A 16,356-nucleotide genomic window follows, 5' to 3' on the forward strand; every position below is an offset into this window, starting at 1 on the left:
ATCCCAGGTCCCTGATCCTTGAGGTTCCATGAGCAAGCGTTCCGAAAAAGTTGCCGAAACCATCCACACGACGATCTCCTCGATACTGTCCCGCGGCCTCAACGATCCGCGCATCGGTTTCGTCACCCTTACCGCCGTAGAAGTGATTGACGACCTGAGCCTGGCCCGGATCTACTATACCGTGATCGGGGACGAAGCAGCCAAAAAGAGCAGCGAAGCCGGGCTCAACAGCGCCAAAGGCCATCTTCGCAAGGAGCTGGGGCGCGTGCTGACCATACGCCATATCCCTGAGCTGATCTTCAAGTATGATCACTCCCAGGAGTACGGCAATCGCATCGATTCTATCCTCAAAGAGATCGGAACGCATGACGGAAACGATTGAAAAGATTGTCGCTGAGATTCGCAGCAATTCCTCCTTCCTGCTGACCTCCCACGAGGGGCCTGACGGCGATGCCGTCGGTTCTGTCCTGGCCCTGGCCTCTTTTCTCCGCTTGATCGGCAAAGATGTCGTGGTCCATCTGCGCGACCCGGTTCCCGAGATGTATGCCTTCCTGCCGGGAGCGGATACGGTCCAGCCCCATATTCCCGATCGCGCCTTTGACGTCGCCTGTGTGCTGGATGTGGGCGAGCGGCGTCGCGCCGGAGAAGAGTTCTGCCGCTTCACACGCGTCGCAACGCTGATCAACATCGATCATCACCTGGGATGCGAGTCCTTCGGCCATCACAACCTGATCGATCCGGCTGCAGCAGCCACCGGTGTGCTGATATACCGCATCATCCAGTCCTTCGGTTACCGCCTGGATCGCGAAACTGCGCTTTGCCTGTACGTGGCGGTCATCACCGATACCGGCTCCTTCCGTTATTCCAACGCCAACCGCGAGGCTTTTTCCATTGCCGGCGAAATGATCGAGTGCGGTGTCAATGCCTGGGACGTGGCCGAGCAGGTCTACGAAAACCAGCCCCTCAAACGTTTGGAGATGCTGAGCCTGGCCCTGCCGACGCTGGAGGTGTTTTGTAGCGGGCAGGCAGCATCGCTGACCGTGACTCTGGACATGTACACGGCCACCGGTGCCAATGCCGAGCTTACCGATGGCTTCATCAACTATCCCCGTTCGATCAAGGGGGTCGAAGTGGCGGTATTCTTCCGCCAGACCGCTGCTGAAGTCTTCAAGATCGGCTTCCGGTCCAAGGGCAAGGTCAATGTGGCCGGGTTCGCCGCAGCCCTGGGTGGCGGCGGCCATCACAACGCCGCCGGCTGCACGGTGAGCGGCTCGCTGGAAGCGGTCAAGTCCCAGGTGTATGCCATTGTGGAATCTGCCCTTTGCTAGACGGTTTTTTCGTTATTGACAAACCTGCCGGCATCACCTCCCATGACGTGGTCAGTCGCGTGCGCCGGATTCTCGGCACCCGCAAGGTGGGCCATACCGGAACTCTCGATCCCTTTGCCACCGGTGTCCTGCCGGTTGCCGTCAACGACGGCACCAAGGCGATCCCCTTTCTCGATGAAGGTCTCAAGCAGTACGAGGCGGTGATGCGACTGGGAGTGTCCACCGACACCCTCGATATGACCGGCCGAATCACGGCCGAGGCGGACGCTTCCGGGGTGGCCCGGCAGCAGTTGGACGAGGTGTTGGCCCGTTTCACCGGTTCGATCGACCAGGTGCCGCCCATGTACTCGGCCATCAAGCGTGACGGGCAGCCGCTCTACAAACTAGCCCGCCAGGGGGTGGAGGTAGAACGCCAGTCCCGCCGGGTCGAGATTCACCGCCTGGAGCTGACGGCCCTGGAACTCCCCTTCGTTTCGCTGCGGGTTACCTGTTCGCGCGGCACCTACGTCCGCTCGTTGGCGGACGACATCGGCACCGCCCTCGGCTGCGGCGCCGCACTGGAGACCCTGCGCCGCACCCTCAGCGGGCCTTTTGCTCTGGCTGCCGCCTGCAGTCTGGATGCGTTGGAACAAGCCGCGGCAAGCAGTTCACTGGACACGTTGCGGATGTCTCCGACGGCAGCGCTGTGTCATCTGGCCGAGATTCCGCTTTCCGAGGCGGGGCTGACCAGGGTCCGGCACGGCCGTTCTCCGGAATTGCAGGAGACCCAGCTGGAGGCCTGGCCTGCCTGCGAAGAGCCTGTGCTGGTGCGACTCTGCCGTCAGGGGGCCCTGGTGGCGGTGGCCCAGTTGGAGCCCTTCGCCGACCGCAGCCCGCGCATCGTGCTGAAGCGGGTCTTTGCGTGCTGATTTAACGCTTTACATGGCCTTGCCGCTATGGTATTAGTCTTAGCTTGTGATAAAGTAGTAGTCGAAATAGCATCCGTTAATCGTATCGTGAAAGGGGGTGTTGGCAGTGCTGGCAACCGAAAAAAAACAGGAAATCATCAACGAGTTCAAAAAACATGACAGCGACACAGGTTCTCCGGAGGTGCAGATTGCAATCCTCACCGAGCGGATCACCTATCTGACCGAGCATTTCAAGATTCACAAAAAGGACCACCATAGCCGGAGAGGGCTTCTGAAGCTCGTCGGCCAGAGGCGGCGCCTTCTGGACTATCTGAAAGGCAAAGAGCTGGACAGGTACAAGAAGGTTATCGAACGACTCGGCATACGCAGGTAATCGAAGGCAGTATACCCGCACAGCCCGCGGGTATATTGCCTTTTTGCTATCGTATGTCCGTTTGGCAAAAGGGCTTTTCGGCCCTTTTAATTTTTCTGGTTGGGGACGTGGGTAGAGCTTCTTTTTGAGTCGCAGAGTCAGAGTTCGTAGATACTCCGCAGACTGAAAAAAGAAGTTGTAACGACGGCCCCAACACAACCTACAACAGCAGCAACAACAGGAGAACATTATGGAACAGGTTGTAAGTGTTGAGTTTGGCGGCAAGACCGTCACGATTTCCACCGGCAAGATGGCCAAGCAGGCCAATGGTGCCGTAATGGTCAGAAGCGGTGACACCATGGTGCTGGTGACCGCCGTGGCGCAGAAAGAGGCCAAAGAGGGGCAGGATTTCTTCCCCCTGACCGTCAACTACACCGAGAAGGCCTATGCCGGCGGCAAGATCCCAGGCAGCTTCTTTAAGCGCGAGGCACGTCCCTCTGATCCGGAGACCCTGATCTGCCGTCTGATCGACCGCCCGATCCGCCCGCTCTTCCCGGAGAATTTCCTCAACGACACCCAGATCATGGCTACGGTGGTATCGGCCGACAAGGACCACGATCCCGCCATCCTCTCAATGCTGGGCGCCTCGGCGGCCCTGATGGTGTCGGACATCCCCTTCCAGGGACCGATTGCCGGCGCCAAGGTCGGCCGTGTAGACGGCAAGCTGATCATCAATCCGACTGCCGAGGAACTGGAAAAGAGCGAGCTGGAAATCGTCGTGGCAGCCAGCCGCGATGCGATCATCATGGTCGAGGGTGAGGCCAAGTTCGTGTCCGAGGCTGACATGCTGGATGCGATCTTCTTTGCCAAGGAAGCCATGCTGCCGGTGATCGAGGCCCAGGAAGAGCTGCAGAAAAAGGTCGGTGTTGCCAAGCGCGTGGTCGAGCCGCCGGTCGTGAACGAGGCCCTGCTGGCCCGTGTGCGCGAACTGGCCTACAACCGCATCGGCGAGGCAGTCAAGATCAAGTCCAAGCAGGAACGTCACAACCAGATCGACCTGATCAAGACCGAAACCATCGAAGCCCTCAAGGAAGAGTTCGAAGGCAGCGCCAAGCAGATCAAGGCCTTTCTGGGCGATTTCGAATACGACCGCGTCCGCGCCGATGTTCTCGACACCGGCATCCGCATCGACGGCCGCGACACCACCACCATCCGTCCCATCGCCACCGAAGCGGGCATTCTGCCCCGCACCCACGGCTCGGCTCTGTTCACGCGCGGCGAGACCCAGGCCCTGGTCACCACCACCCTCGGTACCTCCAGCGATGAGCAGCGCATGGACTCGCTCTACGGCGAATACCGCAAGCGTTTCCTCCTGCACTACAACTTTCCCCCGTTCTCCGTGGGCGAGACCAGCTTCCGGCTGGGACCCGGCCGTCGCGAGATCGGCCACGGCATGCTGGCCGAGCGCGCCCTGTCGGCCGTGCTGCCCAAGCATGACGATTTCCCCTACACGATCCGTGTAGTATCCGAAACACTGGAGAGCAACGGGTCTTCCTCGATGGCCTCGGTTTGTGGCGGCAGCATGTCGCTGATGGATGCCGGCGTGCCGGTGACCGCACCGGTGGCGGGTATCGCCATGGGTTTGATCAAAGAGGGTGATAAGGTCGCGATCCTGTCCGACATCCTGGGCGACGAAGACCACCTGGGCGACATGGACTTCAAAGTGGCCGGTACAGCCGACGGCGTGACCGCGCTGCAGATGGACATCAAGATCGGCGGCGTAACCAAGGAGATCATGCAGCAGGCCCTCAAGCAGGCTCGCGAGGGACGTCTGCACATCCTGGGCAAGATGGCTGAAACACTGGCCTCCCACCGTCCGGAAATGTCCTCCTTTGCCCCGCGCATCACCACCATCTGGGTCAAGACCGACAAGATCCGCGATGTCATCGGCACCGGCGGCAAGAACATCCGCAACATCACCGAGACCACCGGCGTTACCATCGATATCGAGGATACCGGCCGTATCAACATCGCCTCCACCAGCAAAGAGGCCTGCGACATGGCCATCCAGATGATCCGCGGTCTGACCGATGATGCCGAAGAGGGCAAGCTCTATATGGGCACCGTCAAGAAGATCATGGACTTTGGCGCTTTCGTCGAGATCCTACCCGGCACCGATGGACTGGTGCACATCTCCGAACTTGACACCAAGCGGGTCAAGACCGTCACCGAAGTGCTGAACGAAGGCGACAAGGTACTGGTCAAGTGCATCGGCGTCGACAAGAACGGCAAGGTCAAGCTCTCCCGTAAGGAAGCCCTTGGTTACAACTTGGACGGTACCAAGGTTGAGGGTGGGGAAGAGTAAGACAGACGTTTCATACGAAGTGAAAAAGGGTGGGGCCAATGGCTCCACCCTTTTTTTGTGCCGGAATATACCTCCTCTGGGCCGGCTTGACAGTCCCGATAGGCAACGATAAAAGGATAGAATGTTCTAATTCTTTGTGCGGAGCCAACGACATCTGTCCGGCGAAAGGAGATGGTATGGCACTGAAAGCATTGGTAGCGCTGGTCGTAATGGCAAGCATGGCACATGCCGCCGCGGAACATCCGGTCTTCCCTGTGGACCGGGACTTTTACCCGTACTATCCCTCGCTGATGAGATGGGAAAAGACCGCTGCCCCCTTTACCCCTCCTGAAGTCTGCGGCGGGTGCCACCAGACCCAGCACCGGGAGTGGAACGGTTCGGTGCATCAACTGGCGTTTCAGGACCCGGTTTATCAGGGGGAGTTGAACAAGGCGGTCAAGGCGGTCGGACATGAGGTTTCCCGTCAGTGCGAGGGGTGTCATTCGCCGATCGGCGTCCTGACCGGAGAGGTCAAGCAGCCGGGGTTGGCCGGGCTGTCGAGCCTGGGAATGAACGGCGTCTCCTGCGACATATGCCATTCCATCAGCAGCGTGACCCACACCCGGACGCCGGCCGGGGTGCCGGAGAACGGCTCCTTTGTCCTCAGACCGGGAGAGGATGGCAAGGACGGACCGGTGCTGGTCAAGCGGGGGCCGAACAAGCCCTCCGAGGGCTGCGGCGGCGGATTCCACAGCTGCGAACAGTCCCCGCTGATCACCAAGGCCGATCTCTGCGCCTCATGTCATCAGGTGTATCACTACGAGGCGCACTTTCCGCTGGAGGCCACCTACAACGAGTGGAAACAGGGCCCCTATGCCCAGAAGAACATACACTGCCAGGATTGCCATATGGTGGCCACCGCCACCTTCAAGCGCTCGGCAGACGAGTTCAAGAAGCCGGCCAAGGGGGAGTACCGACATTACTTCAACGGCGCCAACTATCTGCTGTATTACCTGGCGTCGGCTGCGGCCAAAAAAGCGGGTGACGAAGCCCTGGCTGCAAATCTGGCCGAGAAGTACTTGATGGCGATCGACCGGCTCAAGGCAGCGGCAGGGATGGAGATCATGCCGGTCTACCGCGACGGCACCCTGGCAGAGATCAAGATCCGGGTCAAGAATATCCGGGCCGGGCACAATCTGCCGACATCGCTGACCAATGTACGCCAGATGTGGCTGGAAGTGACTGCCAGGGACGAGGGGGGCAAGGTACTCTTCACCAGCGGATCAGTCAAACCGGACGGCTCGCTGCCCGACAACGTGCGTATATTCAACTCGGAGGGCATGGGCAACGACTTTCACTTCTCCGTCGACCCGTGGGTCATCACTGCCTTTTCCCGCCATGAAACCATCCCTCCCCGGGGCTACAAGGATGTTTACTACGGCATCTCACCCAGCGGGAAGTCGGGCAAGGTCAGCGTAGAGGCCAAGCTGCGTTACCGCCAGGCGGATCAGGCTGTGGCCGAGGGGGTACTGGGGGCCGTGCCCAGGGATATCGACCTGAAGAACGTCTACGGGTTGGACACGGTGCCGCCGCTGCCGGTGGTTGATATGGTAGTGCAGAAGGGGGTGTTTGCTGTGAACGCTAAGTAACGGCAACGATTTTACCTCTGCAGAAATCCGAAGGCCCACCGTGCATCTCACGGCGGGCCTTCGTAGTGATGAAAGGGCGTGAACTTCGACCTTTGTTTTGTCTAATGTGAGTCGATTGTGATATGTACAGTGTCCCTGGCTGAGGTGTAATTAAGTAGGGCGTTCGCGGATTTGCCCGCATGAATTTAATATATACATCAAATTTGATGTTGAGTGGATATGGATTTCATAGTAGAGTTTTATGAGACAGAAAACGGAAGCTGTCCTGTCCGGGAATTTCTTGATGAACTCAAGAAGAGCGATCCGGATGATTTTGCAGCGGTGGTTGCCGGTCTGGCAAAGCTGCGCAATCGCCAATATCATCGTGAACCACTTTCCAAGGCGCTTGGTGACGGCTTGCTGGAGCTTCGCCATGTGTGGGCAAGCTCAATACCCATGTGATCTGGTTTTTCATGAAGGGCAAACGTATCATCGCTGTACACGGTATTCGTAACAAAGGACAGTCCATTGCGTTGCACGAACTGAAAACGGCAGGAGAGCGGATGCGCGACTGGCAGCGAAGGAAGGTAACGTGAAGAAAACAAACTTTGACAGCTACCTTGAGCAGCAGATGCAAGATCCCGAATTTGCCGCTCGTTTTGAGCGGGCGGGCGAGGCCTGGGATGTTGCCTTGCAGATAGCCGATCTGCGCCGTCAGGCAGGGCTGTCGCAAAGAGATCTGGCAAAGTTGCTCAAGACCTCCCAGCAGCAGATCAGCCGCCTTGAGTCACCTGGCTACGAAGGCCATTCTCTAAGCATGTTGCGTCGTGTCGCCGAGGCACTGCATGCGCGGGTTCGGGTGGTGTTTGAGGCAGTTGATGAGCGGACGGGATTGCACGCGGCAGAGGAAAGCTCTTCCTACGGTGTGCAGAAACCTTCGAAGGTGAGCCGGAAGCGGTGATGCGGACGTTGTGGGGTAGGTGGTGGCTTGGGGGGAGTAAGAGTCCGGATGAGGATTGAGTGAGGAAAGGGCGAGGCATTAGCTTTGCCTTTTTTGTTTTGTTTAATTTGAGCTGGTTGTGGTATGTACGTGTGGTCTTGTGGTGGGCTGAAATTGTTGGCGCCCCGAATTTACAAATGTCAGAAAGTCAAACATGATCCCCGGCGGTCACCCGCTCGTACCATTGCGGATAGACGCCAGAGATGTGACAACCCGGAATAACGCGAAGGCTGCGGGCGGACGGTGGAATCCGGAAAAACTGCTCGGGTTTGTCAGGTACGGCAATGTACTGCCCTGGAACAGTATATAGATGTAGATGGATTTGATAAGTGATGAAACCGTTTTCCATATAGATGTATATGAAACTGTCACCTATAGGTGGCTCCAGATACATTTAGATAGAACCATATAAATGTATCTGAAGCACTCTAACCGATGATTTACGAGTTGAATCACAAATAACTGAAAGGAGTTTTGTATGAATCTTGAAGCACTAAAACTAGAGCTTACCAACCTAACACAAGAGCAACAATGCTGGCTTGCTACTCGAAATGCTTTGCGCGTTCTACCGATGATTGCAGTAGATGGCGAACGTTTCCCTTTCTGGAAGCAATATGCCCAAGGGCACCTTTTTTCGATTTTTCGCGCGATGAATATGGCATTGTATTTATCCACACAATGGACGGAGTTTGAGAAACGAGGAATTGCATCTCTCACCACCGACATTACAGCCGACTCTGCCTATGCAGCAGCAAGAAACTGTGAACTCACCTCAACCTCACTTCTGGCCACTCATGCCGCGAGTTGTGCCGCCGCGGCTGCCCATGCCTCTAGTTTATCGAGTCATGCCTACGCTGCTGCCGCTAATTCTATCAACTACACTGGCTTCAATAATTTAGCCGAACGAGCCACCGCTTATAAAGTATTTTCTGCCGACATTACCTCAATGAAGTTAAACCATGGTTTACCATCATGGGTTGATCTCTGGTATGGACAGCAACCTGACCGTATTCTAAATTTTGAAAAGTGGTTGCTACATGGGTTACGCTCGCTAGGGTTAAGCTATTGGGCAGATGAATACTCGAACTGGATTGTCGGCAACTTCAACCACGAAAAAATGGAACGAAGCATTTTTATTCCCGAAGAGACGATCAAGGCTGGACCTCAGATGATGCTGGAATTCTTACAAGAGAGGGAGCGAGATACGGGGCTGAACAGTAAGATTCTTCCGCAGAATTCATGGGTAGATCCAACTGTTCAAAACTTGAATTAATTTCTGTAGGTACCCTCCCCGCCTCTGGTGAGGGGGCTTACTCTTAGAGCACACCAACAATCATATCATTCACCTCAGTAATTACGGGGCAGGAGGAGTTTAAATGTTGATTCTTTGGAGCGTAATTAAAGAGGTATTCCTTCCAGGTGCGGCGGGTGCTGTTGCTGCAATTGCAGCATTAAAATATTTAAGCTCAAAGTTTGTCGAACAACAGTTGTCAAAGGATTTAGAAAAACACAAGACAGAATTATCACAGCGAACAGAATCTCTTAAAACTCAATTATCTATTTATGCGCATGAGCAAAATGTAGCTACCTCACGTGTAGATGGACAAAAAGCAGAGGCAATCAAGAATGTATACTCTGCAATTCGTGGCTGGATTAATCCAACGACTATAATTATATCTGGATGCCCATTAGTAAATGCTTCAGAGGAAAACGAATTCCAATTTTACTCGAAGACAGCTGAGGAAGCACATGCTGCTGCAAAAAAACTGGCAGATGTATTAGCTGACCACGCAATATATTTCGATGAAGAGACTTATCGAGAGCTGTATGAAATGTCTATAATTTGTCTTGAAGCAACAGCATATTTCCTACGTCCGATACGTAGAGATATTGCAGAGGGAAGACAAGTTTCAGGCTCTTTAAATGCAATACAAATTGAAAAAAATAAACTATCTGGCACATGGGAAAACAAATTGCTTCCCATTAACTCAAGAATGACCATTAAATTTAGAGCTATACTAAACATATCGAAAGCTTAAAGGGGGCCAGTGCCCACTTGAGCAAGCAGAAATCAAATTTAGGCAAGCATCTCATAAGCAAGTTAAACAGAAATAGGAGGTTCGATATGAGTTTTGTTGCTGGAGCCAGTGCCTCTATTATGAAAACAATCAAAGAAATTGAAGCTATTCTTGAAGGTGAAGACCTGGATTATAGCGGTCCCAAAAGACATGCACTCCATGAAAAGCTTCAAGATGCCCTCATCAAGTCTTCAAGAACTTGGTATAAAAAGGGGTTTAAGCGAGGTCACATGGAGGCGTATCGTGCGAGTGTTGCAAAAGGAGAAGTGCCTTTAACTTTATCCGCTAACGTTGAGCGGGAATTCCTCCCAAATTATACTAGCGCAGTTCCTTTAAAATCAAACCTCTCTGAGTCTTTCGTACAAAAAGTAAGTGAGAACGTCGCGACAAGGGGTAACACAAGCCGAAAATCCTCAAAAAGACAACGATGAAGTTCAACAGGAAGAAGCACCGGTCTAAAACCGCCGGTTTTCTCTCAAACCGTTGGCCGACGAGAGAATGGCTCCATGAAGAAATCTGAAAAAAATCGAAATCGTTGGGTGTGCACTGGCAATAATCACAATCTTCACTCTAATTCAATCGCTACTTCTAAATGCAATCGGAGTTGTCATGGTGGTGAGGATGCTTTTCCGTCTAAAAAACATATAATAAAAGGCTTAAGCCGCCATCGATGAATCCGGAGATCCTTTTTCAGGCATTTCAAAATGTTGACTTCGCCCTGCACCCCCCGGTGTTCCCACCTCACCCCATCCACACTCACCTTACCTTTGACACTCCCACCCACGCGTCCTACAATTTTCAAAAGAGGACGTGCAGATGGACTTCGACCTTACACCAGATCAAGCGGCCTTTCAGCAGGCCGTCAGGGAGTTCGCCACAGAGAAGCTGAAACCGGGGGCGGGGAAGCGGGACCAGTCGGGCGAGTTCCCGGCTGACCTGCTGGCGGAGGTGGCCAGGTTCGGCCTGATGGGGCTGTTCTTCCCTGAAGTATACGGCGGCGGGGGTAAGGATTTCCTGAGCTACACCATCGTCGTGGAAGAACTGGCCCGCGCCGACGCCTCCGTAGCCATCACCCTCCTGGGCCACACCCTGTGCGCTGCCCACATCTTTGCCTTCGGCTCTGACGAGCAGAAACGACGCTTCCTTCCTCCCCTGGTCACTGGCGAAATCCTCGGCGCCTGGGCGCTGACCGAGCCGACCGGCGGCAGCGATGCCGCTGCTATCCGTACCGAGGCTGTGGCGGACCAAGACGGCTGGCGCCTGTCCGGCACCAAGTATTTCATCACCAACGGCTCCCATGCCGGCACCATCGTCGTCATGGCCGTCAGCGACCCAGCCCTCGGCTCCAAAGGCATCTCTGCCTTTATTCTCAGCGGTACTCCCACCGGCCTCGAACGGGGCAAAAACATCGACAAACTCGGCTTCAGGGCCAGCGATACCGCCGCGCTGATTCTTCGCCAGGTGCCGGTTCCGCCCGACCAGCTCCTTGGAGAGCCCAACACCGGCTTTGCCCAGGCCATGCAGGTGCTCGACAGCGGCCGCATCGGTCTGGCCGCCATGGCAGTCGGCATCGCCCGCGCCTGCCTGGAGGAGAGCATCGCCTATGCCGGGAAACGCCATGCCTTCGGCCAACCGATTGCGGAATTTCAGGCCATCCAGGGCATGATTGCCGACATGGGGACCGAGATCGACGCCGCGCGGCTATTGCTCCGCCGGGCCGTGCGGCTCAAGGATAAAGGAGAGCGCTTCAAACGGGAGGCGGCCATGGCCAAGCTGTTCGCTTCGGAGACCGCCGTGCGGGCAGCAACGAAAGCGCTGCAGATTCATGGCGGCCATGGCTATACCACGGCCTTTCCGGTGGAACGCTATTACCGGGAGGCAAAGCTGTGCGAGATCGGCGAGGGAACCTCGGAGATCCAGAGAATGGTGATCGCGAGGGAACTACTGAAAGAGACAGGTTGACGTTTTTCAATCGCTGCACTCAAAGATGAGATTGAGGGTTTTTCTTGATCTCAACCTCAACCTTAGCCTTAGCCTGCCTTTCGCCTTGCCCGTCTGATCCGCAGGAAGAGCAGCCAGCCGGACGTTGCCAGCCAGATAATGCCCAGCCCGAGGAGGAGATGATAGGCATCGCCGAACAGCCCGGCCCCATAGTGGATCTTCACCAACAGCAAGTCCCAGGCACCCTGAGCCCCCTCTTTCCCCATCTGCCGCCCGTTCCTGAAAAGCCCGAAATCGAGCAACAGGCCGCTTATCGTCTGCAGGACGAGAAACAGGCTGACGATCAGCCCGCTGTAGCGGTGCAGCTTGTTAAGGTTGATTCTATTCATGGTCCGAACCCCTGATCACCTTATTGTGCCGGGTCAAGCTTCAATAAATACATAAACACGAATATAATTATACCTAAGGAGCCGAGCAGCCTGCTTGACAACATCCCTCTGCTCCTTCATATCTGGACAGCCGAGAAATTTGCTGTGTATTTTTATCAAGCGTATTATGCTGGAAGTGATTTCCTGGTCCCGGGGTAGAGCCAGGTGTATTTGCAAGCAAGGATTGTGAATCGTGATGCACGATAAGCCGATGCCAAACTGCAACCATGTAAAGAGCGATTTTTTGCGCTGGGTTCTTATCTGCTGCGGCTGGATCTGCGTAGCTGCCGGTGTTGTGGGGATCTTTCTTCCGCTGGTGCCGACCGTGCCGTTCCTGCTGCTGGCTGCCACCTGTTTTGCCCGCAGCTCTGAACGCTTCCACGGTTGGCTGGTGAAGCACAGCCACCTGGGCCCGCTAGTCCGCGATTACCTCAGCGGTGCCGGTATCCCGCTCAGGGCCAAAAGGATCTCCATCGGCACCGTGTGGGTATCGTTTCCCTTTTCCATCTTCCTGTTTGCTGAGGCTCTCTGGCTGAAGTTCCTGCTGCTGGCCATTGCAATCGCGGTCACCCTGTACCTGCTGTCGCTGCCGACATGTCCCCTTACGAAGCCTCAGGACCCTCCCGCTGCATGAGGCCGTCATGAGTGAGGGCACCTCTACCCCCTGCCGTTTCTGTCACCTCGATCCCTCCTGGTTTGTCATGGACAACAACCTGGCCCTGGCGATCTACGATAATTTCCCGGTCACCCCCGGCCACGCCCTGATCATCCCCAAGCGGCATATGGTCTCACTGTTCGAGGCGACCCGGGAAGAACAGGCGGCACTGTTGGACCTGACGGCTGCCATGCGCCTGCTGTTGCTGCAGGAGCGCAGTCCGGACGGTTTCAATGTCGGTATCAACGATGGTGCTGCTGCCGGGCAGACCGTGATGCACCTGCATATTCACCTGATTCCGCGCTACGCCGGCGACTCCAGCGACCCGCGCGGCGGAGTGCGCTGGATCATGCCCGAAAAGGCGCGCTACTGGAAGAAGGGGTGAGAGCAGGGGATTGAAAAGCTGTTGAAATTCTCAGGTTGTTCAAAAATGGGCAGATCGTCGCACCCGCAGGAGGCCCCGCGGAGGCGATAAATATCCGCCGCACAATTTCACCGGTGAAATTGGACCGCGGAGGCGCCCGAAGGGTGAGGCCGCAGGCCGAAGTCACAAGAGGGCTGACGAGGACGGCGGCGAGATGCCCATTTTTCAACAACCTAGTTAAGGGAAAAACTGGTCGCGGATGCCGTCAATGACGTACTGAATGCCGATGAAGGCCAGGAGAAAACCCATGATCCTGGTGATGACCCGCATGCCGAGTACACCGATCATACGGGCCAGGTTGTCGGCCCAGTGCAGGCAGGCATAGACGGCAACGAACACGAGCCCTGCACCGGCCACCAGGGTCAGGTAGGCCAGCACGGTATTGGCCCGTCCGGCAAATACCATGGACGTGGCAATTGCACCGGGGCCGGCCAGGAGAGGAATCGCCAGCGGCGTCACCGACACGTCTTCCTTTTCGCCTGCCAGCCGTTCTTCGAGATGCGTTGTTTCGGTCTTGGTGGGATGGCCGTGGAGGAATTCCAGCGCGATCAGGAACAGCAGCACTCCGCCGCAAATCTGGATGGCTGGCATGCCGATACCGAAGTAGCCGATGATGGCTGCACCTGCCAGGAGAAAAAAGGTCAGCACCACAAAGGCTATCAGGCAGCTCCTGCGTGCCAGCCTCCGCCGTTCGCTCCTGCTGCTGCCGGGGGTGATGGCCAGGAAGATCGGGATGCAGGCCAATGGATCGACGATGATGAAGAGCTGGATCGCGAACACCGTCAGCAGCTCCAGGTAGGCTTTCATATCATTGCCCCTCTTGTCCCTCGCAGAGGTTCATCTCTCAAAACTATAACAAATATTCCGCATTTGTTTTTGAAGGGGAGCGCCTCGCGCCGGGCCATCGGCGGCGTCTCGTCCCGCCGGCAGGACTGCGCTCCGCAGGCTCCTGCGCTTCCCGGTTCAGGGTTGCTATTTTCGGCATTTTGGTATTTACTACCGCTCTGGTCCGGCCATTGGGAGCTCAGGCGCTGACGGCATGAAAATCACGAAAGACAGGGATTTGGTCATGATCATAGACGAGGCACGACGGGTAATCAGGGTCGAGGCAGAAGCGCTGGCAGCCATGGCGGACCGCATCGACGCCTCTTTTCAACGGGCGGTGGAGCTGATCCTGAACGCTACCGGACGGGTGGTTGTCAGCGGTATGGGCAAGTCGGGCCTGATCGGCCAGAAAATCGCCTCGACCATGGCTTCTACCGGCACGCCGGCGTTGTTTCTGCACCCGGCTGAGGGTATCCACGGCGATCTGGGCATGATCATGAAAGGGGATGTGGTCATTGCCATTTCCAACAGCGGCGAAACCGATGAACTGTTGCGGATCCTGCCGGTCATCAAGCGGCTGGGGGCGCACCTGATCGGTATGAGCGGCAAGCCCGGCTCGACCCTGGCGCGTACCAGCGACGTGTTTCTGGATGTGTCGGTCAAGGAGGAAGCCTGCCCGCTAGGGCTGGCGCCGACCGCTTCGACTACCGCTACGCTGGCCATGGGTGATGCCCTGGCCGTGGCGCTTCTGGTGCAGCGGGGCTTCAAGGCCGAGGATTTTGCCATGTTCCACCCCGGTGGCGCCTTGGGGCGCAAGCTGTTCCTGCGGGTTGAGGATCTGATGCATGGAGGCAAGGACATCCCGCTGGTGACCGAGGAGACGCTGATGAAGGATGCGCTGTTCGTGATCAGCGCCAAGCGCCTGGGGGTGACCGGCGTGACCGGCGCTTCCGGCGAGCTGCGCGGCGTGATCACCGACGGCGACCTGCGCCGGGCTCTGGAGAAGGGCACCGATATCTTCGGGCAGAAGGCCGGAACCATGATGAAGCTCAATCCCCGCCGCATAAAGCGCCATGAACTGGCGGCCGCTGCGCTGCAGGTGATGGAGCAGTATTCCATCACCTCGCTGTTCGTGTTCGACGACGACCAGAGTCTGATTCCCTGCGGCATCGTCCATTTGCATGACATCCTGCGGGCGGGCATCGCCTGATGGCCGGCATTCGAGATCGCACTTCCCCAGAGAGAATGATATGAACGACAAGCTTAAACATATACAACTGCTGCTGCTGGACGTGGATGGCGTCATGACCGACGGCAGCATCGTCTATGATGGCAATGGCCTGGAAACCAAGTTCTTCAACGTCAAGGACGGCCACGGTATCAAGATGCTGCAGCGCTCCGGAATCGAGATCGGCATCATTACCGGTCGTACTTCGCCGGTGGTCGACTTTCGCGCCCGTGAGCTCGGCATTGCCCGGGTGTACCAGGGGGTGCTGCGCAAGCTGGAGAGCTATGATGATATCAAGCGGCAGACCGGACTGGAGGATTACCAGATTGCCTACATGGGGGACGATGTCATCGATGTGCCGGTCCTGCGGCGGGTAGGTTTTTCTGTGGCCCCGGCCGACGCACTCCCGGATGTCAGGAGCCTGGTCGATTACGTGACGGTCCTGCAGGGGGGCAGGGGGGCGGTGCGCGAACTGTGCGACATGATCCTCAAGGCCCGCGGCGCCTGGGGTGACGTGGTCGAACGGTACGAACTCTGAAGCGGTGCTTGCGCTGCATACAATCTCTATGCCAAGTGGAAATTAATAAGCTACGTTTTGCTGGACAGCCCGCCATGGCGATGGTATAGTACGTACCCATATGGTATCGCCTAGAAACATCAGGCTCGTACTGGCCACACTTGTCATAGCGACGATCATCGGCCTGATGGCCGCCATCTTTCTGAAGAGTTCGCGATCGGCTCCCCCCCCGGAGCCGATGTCCCGGCAGCTTTCCCAGAACATTGACATCGCTCTTAACAATGCACGTTTTACCGAGATGCGCGATGGCACCGTAGCCTGGGAGCTCATCGCGGAGCGGGCCGCTTATGACAAGACGGGCGAGCTGGCGCGCCTGACCGGCATCCGGTTGACTTTTGCAAAACCCCAGGCCGCTGATACGATTGTAGTAACAGCCGAGAAGGGCGAGTACTCGGACAAGAGCAAGAACATCCGGCTGATGGGCAAAGTCCACATGGAAACCGGCGAGGGCGCCACATTCGATACCACCTCGATCGAGTATCTGGCCAAGAGCTCCCTGCTGAGAACGAACGATCCGGTAAAGGTCCGTCACCAGCGGCTGGAACTGACAGCCCGGGGGATGGAACTGAAGGTGAAGGACCAGAAGGCACGTTTTGGCCGGCCTGTAGATGCGACAGTCGGCGGAGTTGAATTACGGTAG

At 56.5% G+C, this 16,356-nt stretch carries 19 protein-coding genes; 17 read left to right on the forward strand and 2 right to left on the reverse strand.

Features of this window, described 5'->3' with window-relative positions:
* Positions 1-28: 28 nt before the first annotated feature.
* From GSVR_RS08720 to GSVR_RS08775, 12 genes are all read left to right on the forward strand, one after another.
* Positions 29-382, forward strand: coding sequence for a ribosome-binding factor A (locus GSVR_RS08720; protein WP_173199016.1), 354 nt, complete (start codon positions 29-31; stop codon positions 380-382).
* Positions 366-1,328: a bifunctional oligoribonuclease/PAP phosphatase NrnA gene (locus GSVR_RS08725; RefSeq protein WP_173199014.1), complete on the forward strand. Its 963-nt coding sequence runs from the start codon at positions 366-368 to the stop codon at positions 1,326-1,328. The genes GSVR_RS08720 and GSVR_RS08725 overlap by 17 nt, the downstream gene beginning before the upstream one ends.
* Entirely contained in the window at positions 1,322-2,236 is a 915-nt protein-coding gene (gene truB, locus GSVR_RS08730; protein ID WP_173199012.1) for a tRNA pseudouridine(55) synthase TruB, read from the forward strand. The genes GSVR_RS08725 and truB overlap by 7 nt, the downstream gene beginning before the upstream one ends.
* 106 nt (positions 2,237-2,342) lie before the next feature.
* Positions 2,343-2,609 (forward strand): 30S ribosomal protein S15, encoded by a 267-nt coding sequence (gene rpsO / locus GSVR_RS08735; protein WP_173199010.1) that lies wholly within the window; start codon positions 2,343-2,345, stop codon positions 2,607-2,609.
* 229 nt (positions 2,610-2,838) lie between these two features.
* The gene (gene pnp, locus GSVR_RS08740) at positions 2,839-4,953 is read left to right on the forward strand and encodes a polyribonucleotide nucleotidyltransferase (RefSeq protein ID WP_173199008.1); all 2,115 of its coding nucleotides are present in this window, start codon (positions 2,839-2,841) and stop codon (positions 4,951-4,953) included.
* Between the two features lie 176 nt (positions 4,954-5,129).
* Positions 5,130-6,581: a multiheme c-type cytochrome gene (locus GSVR_RS08745; protein ID WP_173199006.1), complete on the forward strand. Its 1,452-nt coding sequence runs from the start codon at positions 5,130-5,132 to the stop codon at positions 6,579-6,581.
* Between the two features lie 219 nt (positions 6,582-6,800).
* Positions 6,801-7,022: a hypothetical protein gene (locus tag GSVR_RS08750; protein ID WP_173199004.1), complete on the forward strand. Its 222-nt coding sequence runs from the start codon at positions 6,801-6,803 to the stop codon at positions 7,020-7,022.
* Positions 7,023-7,152: 130 nt separating this feature from the next.
* The gene (locus GSVR_RS08755) at positions 7,153-7,521 is read left to right on the forward strand and encodes a helix-turn-helix domain-containing protein (RefSeq protein ID WP_203978844.1); all 369 of its coding nucleotides are present in this window, start codon (positions 7,153-7,155) and stop codon (positions 7,519-7,521) included.
* A 517-nt stretch (positions 7,522-8,038) separates the two neighbouring features.
* A complete protein-coding gene (locus tag GSVR_RS08760) occupies positions 8,039-8,833 on the forward strand; it encodes a hypothetical protein (protein WP_173199002.1) in 795 nt (264 codons plus the stop codon).
* Between the two features lie 103 nt (positions 8,834-8,936).
* On the forward strand, positions 8,937-9,599 hold the full coding sequence (locus GSVR_RS08765) for a hypothetical protein (protein ID WP_173199000.1): 663 nt from the start codon (positions 8,937-8,939) through the stop codon (positions 9,597-9,599).
* An 86-nt stretch (positions 9,600-9,685) separates the two neighbouring features.
* Entirely contained in the window at positions 9,686-10,069 is a 384-nt protein-coding gene (locus GSVR_RS08770) for a hypothetical protein (RefSeq protein WP_173198998.1), read from the forward strand.
* Positions 10,070-10,454: 385 nt separating this feature from the next.
* A complete protein-coding gene (locus GSVR_RS08775; protein ID WP_173198996.1) occupies positions 10,455-11,600 on the forward strand; it encodes an acyl-CoA dehydrogenase family protein in 1,146 nt (381 codons plus the stop codon).
* A 68-nt stretch (positions 11,601-11,668) separates the two neighbouring features.
* Here the strand turns inward: GSVR_RS08775 and GSVR_RS08780 are convergent, their stop codons facing one another.
* The gene (locus GSVR_RS08780) at positions 11,669-11,968 is read right to left on the reverse strand and encodes a hypothetical protein (protein ID WP_173198994.1); all 300 of its coding nucleotides are present in this window, start codon (positions 11,966-11,968) and stop codon (positions 11,669-11,671) included.
* A gap of 235 nt (positions 11,969-12,203) precedes the next feature.
* On the opposite strand from GSVR_RS08780, the gene GSVR_RS08785 reads away from it, so the two are divergent.
* Both GSVR_RS08785 and GSVR_RS08790 read left to right on the forward strand, forming a co-directional pair.
* Entirely contained in the window at positions 12,204-12,641 is a 438-nt protein-coding gene (locus GSVR_RS08785) for a YbaN family protein (RefSeq protein WP_203978882.1), read from the forward strand.
* A 7-nt stretch (positions 12,642-12,648) separates the two neighbouring features.
* Entirely contained in the window at positions 12,649-13,047 is a 399-nt protein-coding gene (locus GSVR_RS08790) for an HIT family protein (RefSeq protein ID WP_173198992.1), read from the forward strand.
* A gap of 216 nt (positions 13,048-13,263) precedes the next feature.
* Here the strand turns inward: GSVR_RS08790 and GSVR_RS08795 are convergent, their stop codons facing one another.
* Positions 13,264-13,893, reverse strand: coding sequence for a MarC family protein (locus GSVR_RS08795; protein WP_173198990.1), 630 nt, complete (start codon positions 13,891-13,893; stop codon positions 13,264-13,266).
* A gap of 262 nt (positions 13,894-14,155) precedes the next feature.
* Here GSVR_RS08795 and GSVR_RS08800 point away from each other — a divergent pair, with 262 nt between their 5' ends.
* The 3 genes from GSVR_RS08800 to lptC all read left to right on the forward strand — a co-directional run bounded on the left by GSVR_RS08800 (position 14,156) and on the right by lptC (position 16,356).
* Positions 14,156-15,121, forward strand: coding sequence for an SIS domain-containing protein (locus GSVR_RS08800; protein WP_173199292.1), 966 nt, complete (start codon positions 14,156-14,158; stop codon positions 15,119-15,121).
* Positions 15,122-15,161: 40 nt separating this feature from the next.
* Positions 15,162-15,677: an HAD family hydrolase gene (locus GSVR_RS08805; RefSeq protein ID WP_173198988.1), complete on the forward strand. Its 516-nt coding sequence runs from the start codon at positions 15,162-15,164 to the stop codon at positions 15,675-15,677.
* A 100-nt stretch (positions 15,678-15,777) separates the two neighbouring features.
* Complete coding sequence (gene lptC / locus GSVR_RS08810) at positions 15,778-16,356, forward strand: LPS export ABC transporter periplasmic protein LptC (RefSeq protein WP_173198986.1); 579 nt, start codon at positions 15,778-15,780, stop codon at positions 16,354-16,356.

Source organism: Geobacter sp. SVR (assembly GCF_016865365.1).
GTDB lineage: Bacteria > Desulfobacterota > Desulfuromonadia > Geobacterales > Pseudopelobacteraceae > Pelotalea.

Excerpts from the sequence above, each read along its gene's own strand:
- GSVR_RS08800 (WP_173199292.1), top strand. The coding sequence starts at position 14,156 with ATGATCATAGACGAGGCACGACGGGTAATCAGGGTCGAGGCAGAAGCG.
- GSVR_RS08805 (WP_173198988.1), top strand. The coding sequence starts at position 15,162 with ATGAACGACAAGCTTAAACATATACAACTGCTGCTGCTGGACGTGGAT.
- GSVR_RS08780 (WP_173198994.1), bottom strand. The coding sequence starts at position 11,968 with ATGAATAGAATCAACCTTAACAAGCTGCACCGCTACAGCGGGCTGATC.
- GSVR_RS08790 (WP_173198992.1), top strand. The coding sequence starts at position 12,649 with ATGAGTGAGGGCACCTCTACCCCCTGCCGTTTCTGTCACCTCGATCCC.
- GSVR_RS08745 (WP_173199006.1), top strand. The coding sequence starts at position 5,130 with ATGGCACTGAAAGCATTGGTAGCGCTGGTCGTAATGGCAAGCATGGCA.
- GSVR_RS08760 (WP_173199002.1), top strand. The coding sequence starts at position 8,039 with ATGAATCTTGAAGCACTAAAACTAGAGCTTACCAACCTAACACAAGAG.
- lptC (WP_173198986.1), top strand. The coding sequence starts at position 15,778 with ATGGTATCGCCTAGAAACATCAGGCTCGTACTGGCCACACTTGTCATA.
- GSVR_RS08770 (WP_173198998.1), top strand. The coding sequence starts at position 9,686 with ATGAGTTTTGTTGCTGGAGCCAGTGCCTCTATTATGAAAACAATCAAA.
- GSVR_RS08725 (WP_173199014.1), top strand. The coding sequence starts at position 366 with ATGACGGAAACGATTGAAAAGATTGTCGCTGAGATTCGCAGCAATTCC.
- GSVR_RS08720 (WP_173199016.1), top strand. The coding sequence starts at position 29 with ATGAGCAAGCGTTCCGAAAAAGTTGCCGAAACCATCCACACGACGATC.
- GSVR_RS08750 (WP_173199004.1), top strand. The coding sequence starts at position 6,801 with ATGGATTTCATAGTAGAGTTTTATGAGACAGAAAACGGAAGCTGTCCT.
- GSVR_RS08785 (WP_203978882.1), top strand. The coding sequence starts at position 12,204 with ATGCACGATAAGCCGATGCCAAACTGCAACCATGTAAAGAGCGATTTT.
- GSVR_RS08795 (WP_173198990.1), bottom strand. The coding sequence starts at position 13,893 with ATGAAAGCCTACCTGGAGCTGCTGACGGTGTTCGCGATCCAGCTCTTC.
- GSVR_RS08775 (WP_173198996.1), top strand. The coding sequence starts at position 10,455 with ATGGACTTCGACCTTACACCAGATCAAGCGGCCTTTCAGCAGGCCGTC.
- pnp (WP_173199008.1), top strand. The coding sequence starts at position 2,839 with ATGGAACAGGTTGTAAGTGTTGAGTTTGGCGGCAAGACCGTCACGATT.
- GSVR_RS08765 (WP_173199000.1), top strand. The coding sequence starts at position 8,937 with ATGTTGATTCTTTGGAGCGTAATTAAAGAGGTATTCCTTCCAGGTGCG.